Annotated in this window: 1 protein-coding gene (cut by a window edge); it reads left to right on the top strand. The window is 74.0% G+C overall.

Annotated elements, in window-relative coordinates:
- Positions 1–12,492, top strand: the end of a protein-coding gene (locus tag ACQEVB_RS04265) for a DUF4781 domain-containing protein (protein ID WP_432965256.1). It extends 17,052 nt beyond the left edge of the window; 12,492 of the gene's 29,544 nt are visible here — the last part of the coding sequence; its start codon lies off the left edge, out of view; it ends in the stop codon at positions 12,490–12,492.

The raw sequence follows: 12,492 nt of genomic DNA, 5'->3' as shown, positions 1-12,492 counted from the left end.
CCGTGGGGTCGGCCGGAGCACACGGCGAGCGGTGGGCTCGTCGTCCCGTCCCGCCATGCGGCGGGGGACTCGCGGGGCCGCGCTGCGCCTGATCAGGGCCCGCGGACCGGCGCCGAGGACGGGGCCACCACGGACTCGCAGCACGATCAGGACTCCGAGGACGCGCCGCCCCCGGGGTCGGGCAGGGCAACGGGCGACGACACCGATGAGGCGACCACGACGTCGGACGATGCGGGGACCGGTGCGGGCGGGACGTCGGGCCTGCTGGGTGCGGTCGCCAAGGGCGTCGCGACCGCCGTGCTGCTCGTCGCGGTCGCGGCTGCGGGCTGGATCGGCGTGTTGTCCTCGCAGGCGCAGGCCGACACCGGGGACGGGCACGTGACGACCTCGACGTCGATGGCCGTGTCGGCGTCGGCGTTCGCGCAGCCCACCGGGACCCAGCAGACCGGTACGGAGATCGTCGTCGTGCATGTCCACGACACGTTGACCGGGATCGCGAAGCGGTACGGCATGTCGGCCCGCCAGCTCGCAGAGCTGCAGGGCGACCGGTTCCGGGTGCACGGCCGGATCGACGCCGCAGCGATGGACCTGATCCATCCCGGCGAGCGCTTCGTCGTCCCGGCGCCGGCCCCCGAGCCGCCGCCGCCTCCGAAGCCCGAGCCGGGCACCGGGCAGACCGTCGACCCCGGGCACCAGCATGTGCCGGACCAGCCCGCTCCGCCCGCGACCGGTCAACCGAAACCCGACCCCGGCCCCGGCCCGGAGGTCGCGGCCCCCGGCTCGAGTGGCTGGTCCGGTCTCTGGTTGGCCGGGTCGTTGCTGCTCGGCGGATACGTGCTGGCGGTGCTCGTGGTGGCGCGCGGCGAGCTGCGGAGGGCTCGGGCCTTCCGTCGCTCGGAGGCTCGGTCGGCACCGGTAGCAGGATCGGCTGCCGAGGTGCTGCGCCGGCTGTCGGCGGCGCTCGGCAGCACCGCGGGCGGCGACGCGGTGGAGGCGCTCGTCGAGGCGGAGCGCCGGCTGGCGGCCGCCCGTGAGGCTGCCGCGGCAGCCCCCGGTGACGCCGGCCTGCTGGCGGCGCTGCGGGCGGCTGAGGCGGCGCGCCGACGTGCCGCCGATGCCCTCGACGCGGTGGCGGGCTGGCTGCTGGTGGACGCGGTCCGCCACGACATCGACGACCGGCGGATCGCCGCCGCGCTCGGTGTCGCCGAGGTGGTGGCGGCGGTCCTGATGGCGGACGCGCGAGCGGTGTTGCCGGCGGGGTCGGCCGGGCCGCGGTTCGGCCTGGTGTCCGATTTCGGCCTGGCCGAGCTGCGCGACCGGGTCGGTGCGTCGGCGGCCGACGTGGAGATGGCGCGTCGCCGGCTCGGCAACGACGCGGCGCTCGTGGAGGTCTACACCGCGCAGGTCGAGTCGACCATCCGCAACGGCATGCGGTGGCTGATGTTCCCGCGGGGCCGTCCCGCGGGTGACGAGGCGCAGCTGCGTCGCGCAGCGGATCGGCTGGGCATTCCGCTGGAGCTCGCGCGGGCGTACGCGACCGATCGGCGCATCACAGCCGACGTGCCGCCCGCGGTCGGGGCGACGCCCGGTCGGCACCGCTCGTTCACCGGCGACCTGGCGCTGGTGCTGGCGGCACTGCACCGCTCGCGTACCACGCTCGAACGGGCGCAGAGCCGGCTCGACGCGAGCGTGCAGGCCTGGCACACCGCGGTCGAGGCGCACCGCGCCGTGGTCGCCGAGGCCGTCGCTCAGGGAGTTGCCGCCGGGCACGGGGTGCGGGCCGTGGCCCGCGCGACCGGCCTGCCTGCGGCCGCGATCGATGCCAGCGGGGTGCTCACCCTTGGCTCGGGTGCGCCCGTCAGCGGTGTGGTCGAACTGGCAGCGGGGTCGGCCCGGCCCCGGCCGGTGCCGACCGCAGACGGTGCGGCGGCGATCGACCCGGCGAGCGGTGGAGCCGGTGTGCGGGGGCCACCGTGGGCGCGTCGCCTCCTCGCCGGGGGTACGGCCCGGCGGGCACTGGTGGCCGCGCTGCGCGGTCAGCACGCGGCCTGGACGGAGTGGCAGGAGCTCGACCGCCGGGCCGCGCAGGCGCAGGCCGCCTACCGCGACCTGCGCGACGAGCTGGTCGCCGGTGCCGGTGGGCTGCTCGCCGTGCTCGACCGGAACGGGCACCAGCTCGCTCCTGCGGACACGACGCTCTGGCGCGAGCGCAAGGCCGCCCACCAGGCGGCCGTGGCGCAGCTGAAGGCCTCGGCGACGGTGGCCGGCGACGCCGCAACGGCGGCGGCGTCGGCACGGCAGGCGTTCGTGGACGCGGTGGAGCCTGCGGTGGTCGCCGCGGGCACGGCCGGGCTGTCCGTCGTGGCGATCATGCGGCGGACCGGGCTGAGCTGGTCGGTCGTGTCGGATCTGACGAAGCGGGCCGAGCCGGACCCCGGCATGCGGAACCGGTTCTGGGACCCGGTCTTCACCAGGTGGATGCGGTTCACGGCGTGGGTGCACCCGGCGAGCAGGATGCGGCTGCCGAACGGTGACGTCGTGTCCACGCGGTGGCTGCGCGAGCAGCTCCGCAGGGAGGGCGTGACGGCCGAGGGGCTGGCTGCGTTGGGCATCGACCCGCGGGTCGCCCACCTCCTGGGTGTGTCGCGGCTGCCGGTCTTCGACCTGTCCGACGGGCACTTCCACCACATCGGCTACGACGACCCCCGCGGCACGAACATCGCCGGCTTCCTGCGACGGCTGGCCGACGACGGGCACCAGGGCGTGATCACGTTCCACCCGATCCCGCAGCGCGGCAAGGGCATCTCGACCGCCGGCGGCGTCTTCTACTACGCGGTCACGAACGCGCTGTCCCTCGGCCTCGTGTTCCGCGTGCCGATGCTGCAGATGTGGGGCACGTTCCCCGACGTCCGACTGGTGGACGCGGTCCGCAGGCTCCCGCCGGACCTGGCCTGGCGCGCGGTGATGGGCGTGACCGGTGCGCGCCTGGACATCCCCGGTGCCGAGGGCTACCTGCAGACGATGGCGATGATCAACCCCGATCTGGCGGTACTGGTGGGCGAGACCACGATCGCCAAGGAGGCGGTGCGCGACCTGCTCGGGGACGAGGGGATCCACATCCTCAACCCGGAGTGGGAGCGCCAGGTGCGCCGCCTGATCACCGCGGTGGGGATCCTGCGCAGGCTCATCGCGGATCCCGACTCAGGCCTGCACCTCACCGACGTGCCGGCCGCGCTGCAGCCCGCGCTGACCCTGCCGACGATGGCGGACGCGGCCGGGCTGATCGCCACGCTGCTGGACGAGACGGACGCGATCAGGCAGCTGCTCGCGGCCAACGGGTTCGCCGCGGAGGCCGGCCAGCTCCTGTCGCAGGCTCAGCTGGAGGTCCTGCCGGTGCACAACCCGCACGTCGAGGAGCTGCTGAAGGCATCGTCGGACATCGGTTACCTGGTCGTGCTGCACAACGACTGGGGGCTCGCCCGGATCCTGGCCGACGGCCGGTTCGGCGAGGAGGTCCCGGACGAGCGGTTCGGCATGCCGCTGCTGGCCCTGCTGAAGCAGTACCCGGGTTCGAAGGTGATCCTCGCGCACCTCGGGGTCGGGAAGTGGACCAAGCTCTCCGTCGAGCACCTGCAGCTCATCGGCCAGATCCTCGACGATCCCGCCTACGACCACGTCTCGTTCGACATCTCCTGGAACGAAGTGGCCCGCCACCTGCAGGAGACGCCAGAGATCACGAACGCGTTCCTCGAGCTGGTACGGAAGCACTCCGACCGGATCGTCTTCGGCTCCGACGCGGTCAAGCCGGAGTCGATCCCGCAGTACCTCCGCCATGCCTACGACCTGGAGCCGATCTTCGAACGGATCCGCGCCGAGATCGGCATGGACGCGTACCACAACGTGCGTCACGACAACTTGGAGGGCCTGCTGGCCACCGCCCGCGAGAGGGTGCAGCGCTGGGCCTACGTCCAGTGGACGTCGGGGAGGTGGACGGAGTTCCTGGGCACGCTGGACGCCGACCGCCAGGCGGTGATCGAGCGGTGGCTGGTCCACTACGAGCTCTCCGTGGGCGAGCCGACGGCGGATCAGCGGGCGGAGATCGAGCTGGTCGACCCGGCGGACGTGTTCGATCCGGCACGGCCCGGGTCGGACCAGGCGCGTCAGCTGGTGATGTGGACGGCGGCGGTCAACCATCGGGTCACCACCGGCCGCCTGATCTCGGTCAAGCTGATCGCCGCGTCGATCAAGGCGGCCCGGGCGAGCAAGAGGGCGCTGGCCGCGGTCCGAGCCGAGCGCGAGGCCGCAGCGCAGGCGGCCGCGGAGGGTCTGGACCTGGCCGCCGACGCGACCGGGATCGGCCTGGTCGACGCCGACGGGAACCCGGTCACGGTGGAGGCGTTGATCGCCGGGCACCAGTCGCTGCTGGCCACCTCGGACGCGGTCGTCGCTGCTCGGGTGACTGCACAGGTCCAGCGGACCGAGCTCGCGCAGCGCGCCGACAACGAGGAGATCGCGAAGCTGCGGAGCAAGTACGTCGTGTTGACAGCGGTGGCCGGCGTCGCGACCGCGGCCGCCCTCGTCGGCGGGATCGTGGCCGGAGTCGTCGCCGGCGCCGTCATGCTGCCGGCCGCGACGGTCGCTGCCGGGTGGGCGTACGCGGTGCGCGGCGCCCTCAACGTGCACCGCACCGTCTACGCCCAGGAGCTGCGGGCGATGATCGAGTCGATCCTGGAGCGCGAGCAGTTCGACCACGACGTCATCCGCAACCTCATCGGGATCATCGGCAAGTACGCCGCACTCGACCACATGCCCCGGTGGCGGCTCACCCGGTTCGACCGGCTCGCCGAGCAGGTCCTGGCCGACGCGTGGGCGCTGATCGAGGTCCCGCTGGGGCCGAACGAGACCGCCGACTCGCGGCTGCGGACCTCGCTGAAGGAGTTCTCGATCTTCCTGGACAAGGCGGGCAGCATCTTCGGCGTCCAGGCCCAGTCCATGTACGGGTTCTCCCCGCACGCCGGGTTGCTCGGGCGGCTGGTCACCACGGCGTTGGCCGGCACGTTCGTGGTCAACCTGGTCCTGCACGTGGCGAACGCGTGGGCCGTCGTCGTGGGGGCCGGGCCTCCCGGTGCGGCCGGCCCGCTGGCGCTGGCCGTCAACGGGGTGTTCGCGCTCGCCGACGCGCTGTTCCTGGCCCAGGCGCTGCCCGCGATGGTCGCCGGCTGGGTCGGCTACGACCCGAACCTCCTGCCGCGCATCCGCGCGATCACGCAGGCCTGGGCGATGCCGGTGATCACCCTGGCGAACTTCCTGTTCTCCCTGCAGGTGGCGTTCGTCGACCACAGCCTGCTGGCCATCGCCGGGGTGACGTTGACCGTGTCCTCGGCCTACCTGTCCCGCCTGGGCATCGCCGCCGAGCTGCGGCTGGGCCGCATCACCACGCGCAAGGGCGTGATCGCCAACCTGGTGCTGTCCGGCAGCCTGCTCACGTTCGGCCTCGCGGCGATCGTGCCGTCCGCCGGATGGCCGCTCGTACTGGGCGTGACCGCAGGCGCCGCTGCCACGATGTGGGGGGCCAGCCGCATCGACAACTGGCGGGCGAAGCGGCTGCGTGGCCCACCCTCCCGCGAGCGCCGCGCCGCCACCGACGCCGACCTGGCCCGCATCACCGGCGAGGCGCTGGTGCACCCGGACGGCCACGGGTTCGTGGTCGTTGCGCCCGGGGACGGGTACCGCGCGTTCGGACAGCGCCTGTGGAACCGCCCCGGCGACGTGACCGTGGCCGTGCACGGTGACGGGGACGGGTTCTGGTACCTGATCGACGGGGTCGAGGTCCGGCTGTCCGGGGAACAGCTGAGCCGGGTCCTCGCCGCGCTCGGTGTCGTCGCCGGTCCTGGTGACGTGGTGCTGTGCGCCTGCTCGGTCGGTGTGGACGCCGAAGGCCCGGTACGGGAGCTGTCGCTGGCCATCGGGCGTCCGGTGGTCGCGGCTACCTCGACGCTGACGGTGCTGCAGTCGCTGCTGGGAGCGCGGGTGCAGACCGACAGCGGCTGGGTGCGTGTCGACGGCTACTACTCACCGCAGGACGTGCCGGCTCCGCCGGCGCTGGTCGACCCGTTGTCGGTGGCCGGTGCCCAGCTGGTCGCACCACGGAACACGTGGCTGCCGATCGACCCGCGGGCGCCGCCGGTGGTGGCCGGTGGTGGTCCTGCAGCCGATCGTCGGTCCGGCGACGAGGTCGTCCCCGACTTCGGGCAGGCACGCGCGACGGTCCTGGACGGCACCGACGACATGGCGACGACGCCTGCGTTCGACCGGCCGTCCACCGTCGAGGCGGAACGGGCGTTCGTCGACGAGGTCGACCGGGGTCGACCGCGTGCGGCGCCGCTGGTCGGCGCGCTGCCGGTGGCGGATCCGAGCCTGCTGGACGTGGTGGCCGCGCACCCGGTGGCGGCGATGGTGGCGCTGGTCGTCACGGCGGCCGTGGCCCGGTACGTGTTGCGCGACCGCCCGCAGCTGGCACTGCGCGTACCGGCGGCGCTGCTGGGTGCAGCGCCCGCGCTGGGGCTCGCCGTCGTGGCGCCGGTGATCGTCGCGGCGGGGCTGGCAGTGGTCGGCGTCGGGGTAGCCGTGCTGGCGCGGCCGACGCAGCTGCGCTGGGCGGGGATCGGTGCGGCCGCGGCGGCGCTGTGGCCGGTCGCGGCCGCGGGTGCGCTGCCGCTGGCGATCGGGTTGGGCGCTGCCGCGGTGCTCGTGCGGCTGGCGTGGTCGCGGGCACCCCCGCTGCATGCGCGGCCGGCGTACGTCGTCGATACCGCAGCCGTGTCGACGTTCGTCGCGCGCTGGCAGGCGTTCCTGCAGGCCAGGGGGTCGCTCTCGGCGCGCCGTTACCGCGCGCAGCGCGACGAGCTGCTGGGCGGGCTCGTCCACGACTTCCGCCGCGCTGACCTGCCGCAGCGCGCGGAGCTGGCCCGGTTGCTCGTCACGCAGGAGCCGACGCTCGCGCCGGTGCTGCGGGCGCTGAACCGCACACACGGCTGGCGGCTGCACCTGGTGGGCCGGGACGCGCCGCTACCGCGGCCACAGGCGGTGGACCCGGCGCTGCTCGCCGAGGTGCGCACCGCGTGGGACACGGTCCGCGACCCGGAGCTGCAACACCTGCGCGGGGCTCTCGTGGGCGAGTTCCGGCGCGGCCTGGCCGCAGTGCGCCGCGACCTCTCGCCGACCGGGTGGCGCGATCTGGCCGGCGCACTGCGCTCAGCGGAGCCGGACCTGGCGAACGAGCTCGACCGGGTCACCGGTCGCCGCTGGCCGCTGTGGGTGGCCGCGGTGCCGCTCGCGGGCGTCCTCCTCGGCTGGGACGCCGTTCCTGCCCACGCCGCGACGAACGCGCTGGCCGGCGGCGCCGCGACCGCCGTACCGAACGGGTTCGGGGTCGCCGTCGCGGTCGGCGGTGTCGCGGTGGCGCTCTCGCTCGGCCGCGCCCTGCACCGCCACCTGGTGCGCTACCGGCACCCACCGCTGCGCGCCGGTCCCTACGCGGTGCACCGCTGGTGGGCCGGGATGCGCGACGAGATGCGCGCCCGCGCCATCGAGCACGTCGACCTGGCCCGTACCGAGGGGCTGCCGCCGCACGTGCGTGACGACCTCAACCGGCCCCGGCTGCGCACCTTCCTCGCCGACGCGGAGCCCGGGCGTCAGGGCCTGGCCGGTGCACTGGCGGTGAGCGCGCGGCTGCACCACCCGCTTCGACCGCGCGCCTACCTGCTGACGTTCGATCCGGCCGATGGGGGCCGGGTCGTGCTGGCGATCGGGGACGTCGCCACCGCGGACCACGTCGTCGTCTACGTGCCGGGAACCACGCACTCGCTGGAGCTCGCCAGGTTCGGGGTGTGGCGCGCCGACGCGATGTACGAGGCGGCACTGGCGCAGGCGCGGCCCGGCGAGACGGTGGCCGTCGTCTACTGGCTGGGCTACCGTCCGCCGGCCGACCTGCGCAGGGCGATGTCCCGGGCAGCGGCACGCCGCGGCAAGGCCGGTCTGCATCGCGCCTTGCACGGGATCCGGGCGGTGCGGCGCGCGCCGGCGCACCTGACCCTGGTCGGCCACAGCTACGGCTCCCTGGTCACCGGGCTGACCGCGGTCGATCCCCGGTACGGCCTCCCCGTCCACGACCTGGTGCTGCTGGGCAGCCCGGGGGTCGGCGTGATGCACGCGTCGGAGCTGGGGATCCGGCCCGACCACGTGTGGGCGAGCACCGCGGCCAACGACAGCATCCGGTTCACCCCGTTCCACGGGCGCGAGCCCACGGATCCCGCGTTCGGGGCGCGGGTCTTCGACAGCGGGCACGGCGGCCGCGGAGCCCGGCTGCCGCACCGCATCTACTTCGAGCCCGGTGAACCAGGCTTGATCAACATCGCGCGCATCGCGACCGGCCGCTACGGCGACGTCACCGCTCCCGGTGAGCCGCACCTGCCCGGGCCGCCGGCCGGTCGGTACGACGGCGATGATCCCCTGCTCAGCACCCACGAGCGGGCCGCCTGGGCGAGCGTGGAATCAGTGCGCAGGGGGCTGCCGAAGCGTCGGCGCCAGGTGGCCGACGCGGCATTCACCGGGATCGCCGCCATCGTGGCCAGGACCCACGATCCGCAGAGCGGGCCCGTCGAGGTGCTGGAGTTCGGCCCCGCCTCCCAGCGGGCCGTGCTCCAGCTCGGCCCGGCGACCGCGGAGTCGGTGGAGGTCGTCGCGACCGGCGGGTTGGCCGCGGCGCACGAAGCGCTGCGCCGAGCCGACGCACTGGGCGCCGGGATCGTCTCGATCTCGGCAGGGCGCGGCGGGGCGAAGCTGGTGATGGTGCGACCGACCGCCCCGACGAGCAGTGGCCATCTGCTGGCCGTGGACGGTCGCGGCGAGTTCGTCGTCGACGAGCGGTACGCGCCGGTGGTGGCCGAGGTGCTGGCCGAGCTGGACGCGGCAGGCGCGGTGCACCCGGCCGGTGTCGACGAGCTCGCGGCGGCGAGCCCGTCGGGGCGGTGGAGCTCGGCGGGTGTGCGTTTCGAGCTGGTCGCGGGGTTGAACGAGCTGATCGGCCGCCGGTTGGTCGGGCTGGGGCTGCCGCCGGTGGTGGTCGTCTACTTCACCGATCACACCGGTGGCCGGGTGGTCGCCGATCGGGAGCTGTTCGACCGGCGCGTCAGCCGGCTCAGCGCCGCGGCCAGGAGCTTCGCGGAGGCGCACGAGCTGGCGCACGTCGTGGATCCGGGGTCGGCCGAGCACGAGGTGCACGAGCGGGTACCCGCCGAGCCGGCCGTGCGGGCCGAGCTGGGCGCGCTGGTGGACGAGGCTCCGGTTACGTCGGTGATCGGTGGGATCGAGTTCACCACGCCGGGGATGGAGGTCTCGCTGGTCGGCGACTGGGCGGGTCCGGTCGCGCCGCCGGCCGATCAGCCGGCGGTGGAGGAGGTGCTCGCCGCGCTCGCCGTGGAGCACCGGCTCCCCGCCGACGTCGTGCACGTGCTGCGCATGTACCACGGGGAGCAACTGCTGACGGCGTCGCCGCAGAAGCGGGCCGAGCTCGCGACGCGGATGCGCAACGAGTCGGCAGTCGACCTGGATCGGGCGCGGGAGATCGATGCGCTGCTGGGGCTCGACCCGGAGCAGGTCGAGCACCGCCTGCTGGTGAGCCGGATGGTGCAGCGGTCGGTGTGGTGGGTGAACCCGGGATTCCGCACCGAGCAGGCCAGGCAGTTCAACTGCGACCTGTGCGCGGAGGCGGCGGACCGGTCCGCGTCCGGCCGTGCCGAGGTGGCTGCGCCGGCGGTGCTCCCCGCTGGTGTCCCCTACCAGGACCTGAAGGCCGATCCCGCGGCCTACTTCGCGCCGGCCCGCGCCCTGGAGGATCGGTACGGGCGGCGCTTCCAGCCCGTCTCGGGTGAGGCGGAGGTCGTGCGGATCATGGCCGCGGCCGGTGCGGGTGTGCGCGGGATCGTGGTCACCGCGTCCCACGCGTTCAACGTGCGCTCGGTGGCCGCGGTGATCGAGGGTGTGCCGCAGGTGGTGGTCGTGTTCACCGACAGCCAGTTCGGCGGGCACCCCCGCTACTTCGACCGGTTCTCCATCGAGGCGTTCATGCGGACGGACGACGCCGGCGGCGGCACTGGCGGCGGTGTCGTCATCGGGCCGCACGAGCCTGCGCGGCAGGTCATGCTCGACGCGGCCCAGAAGCTGTACTGGGTGTCCAGGCCGTTGGACCCGCGGAGGCAACCGGGTCGGCCGCGCGGCCCGCCGGTGAACGTGCGCGTGGTGCCGGCGCGCTTCCGCCCGGCGGGTGCGGAAGGCGTCGTCGCCTTCGGCTTCAAGCACCCGGTCCTCGTCCCCGACGGCGTGGTGCTGATCTTCGAGGACACGTTCGAGGACATCCTCGAACTCATCACGACCCGGCGGCTGGCCGCCGACTTCTGGGTGCGGCTGCTGGCGCACGAGCGGGACTTCCACCTGCTCGGCGACGACCACACCGGCCACGGCCACGACCAGGATGCCGACCCGATCAGCGAGGAGCTGCTGACCGCGTGGCGCGCCGCCTGGGGCGGGGAGCGTCCGTTCGTACTGGTCCGCGACGCCACCGGCCGCCTCGGCTGGCAGGATCCGAAGCTGGGGTACCGGCCGCCGGACGTCGCGCGCCGGGTCGTTCGGCTCGTGACCCGCCACGTGAGCGGATCGGGGACGATCCTGTGGACTACCGGCTCCGTCGGATATGTCGTCACCGCCCGTCATGTCGTCGTGGACGATCGAGGTTTCACGCGGGCGGTCGCCGTGGAGGTGCCCACCCGCGCCGGTGTGCGGGCCATCCGCGGCACGGTGCTGCTGCAGCCGTCGATCCGGGCCCTCACACGGGAGTTGATCGCGCTCGGCGCCACCGGCGGGCTGGTCGGCGAGGACCTCGCCACAGCGGCGTACACGCTCGATCTCGCGGTGGTGCGCATCGAGCACCCCGATCTCGCGGACCTCCGGCTCCCACCCCTGCGTCTGCACGACGGGTCGAAACTCAGGCGTCGCCCGGTCACAGTGATGGGCTTCCCCGACACGGCGGACCCGATCGGCAGCAACGGCCTCGAGCCTGCACTCCCGGTCGGATTGGGCGGTGCGCTCGAGGTTGACGGCGACACCCTGGTGATCGGGTCCGGAGTCGCTGCACGCCGTCCGGCCGGCGCGCTCGACATCATGATCGCGCGGAACTACACCGTCCGAGAAGGCAACTCGGGCGGACCGGTCCTGGTGGAGATCGCCGACCGGAACGGCCGCCGCGAGTGGGTACTCGCCGGTGTCGTCCATGCGCGCATCTCGGGCGCGAGGAGAGGTGTGCTGGCCGTCCGGGCGGACGTGCTGCACGCGTTCCTCCGCGCCAACGGATTGCCGGCGCGAGCTGGCGGTGCCGGCGGGGGTGCGGTGGCCGAGCACCCCTTGATGGACGGGGACCGGGAGCGGGTCGTCGCCGCTTTGCGGGCGAGCACGGATCGGATGACGCCGCTGGAGGAGCTGACGCGCGCCGTGCCGCGGGCGCCGCCCGGGGTGGAGGTGCTGGTCTGGGACGGCGCATTCCCGGTGCCGGGGGTGGTGGCGTTCGGCTGGGCCGAGCGCGGCGCGGTCGTGATCACGCGGGCCGTGGCGGAGCAGCTCGCGCTGCGCTTCGCGGTCGACGAGGCAGCTGTGCAGGCGTGGTGGGAGCGGCTGCTCGACCACGAGGTGCGGTTCCACCTCGGCGAGCACCCGGAGCACACCGGGCCCGCGCACGACGCGCACGCCCACCCGATCGCCGCCTGGTGGTTCGACTGGGCGGTGCCCGGCGTCCGGCCACTGGCGGGGGCGGGCGCTGCGCGTGCGCCGCCGGCCGGGGCGGTGCTGGTGTGGGTCTGGCGGGAGAAGGCGATGCCGATGTTCGAGTTCCGGCGCAAGGCGGGCTGGCTGCTGCGCCTGTCCGATGCGGGGCAGCTGTTCAAGGCGAAGAACCCCGTGGCGCGCGATCCGGGAGTGACCAGGAGGTACACCCGGGATCTGGTCAACCGGATCACCAGCATGATCGGGCCGTGGAACGCTGAGCACGCCGCTCGGCTGATCCACCGCGTGACGCAGTTGCAGGATCCGGATCACATGCACGAGCTGCAGGTGGGAGGTGCTGACGTGCCCGCGAACCTGCGGATGATCGATCGGCTGACGAACCGGGAGATCGGCGGGCGGCAGCTTCGTCCGCAGCTGATGCGCGTGCCGGACGGGACCCCGGTGTGGGTCGACGTGCTGGACATCGCGGACCTCGGTCGGCAGATCGCGGCGGTCGTGGGCGACGGGAAGCTCACCTACCAGCAACTGATGCGGACGTTCGGGGTGCCGAAGGCGGTGCTGCGGGGCGCGGTCCGGGAGGACGAATCCCTGATGGAGGTCGGCCGGAAGCACGCGGTCCGCCGGATCGCCGATCCTGACCTGAGTGCGGGCCGAGCCTGA

Origin of the sequence: Pseudonocardia sp. CA-107938 (assembly GCF_050936315.1) — a bacterium.
Lineage (GTDB): Bacteria > Actinomycetota > Actinomycetes > Mycobacteriales > Pseudonocardiaceae > Pseudonocardia.
Note: the sequence above shows the minus strand (reverse complement) of the source record. Positions and strands in the feature narration are given on the sequence as shown.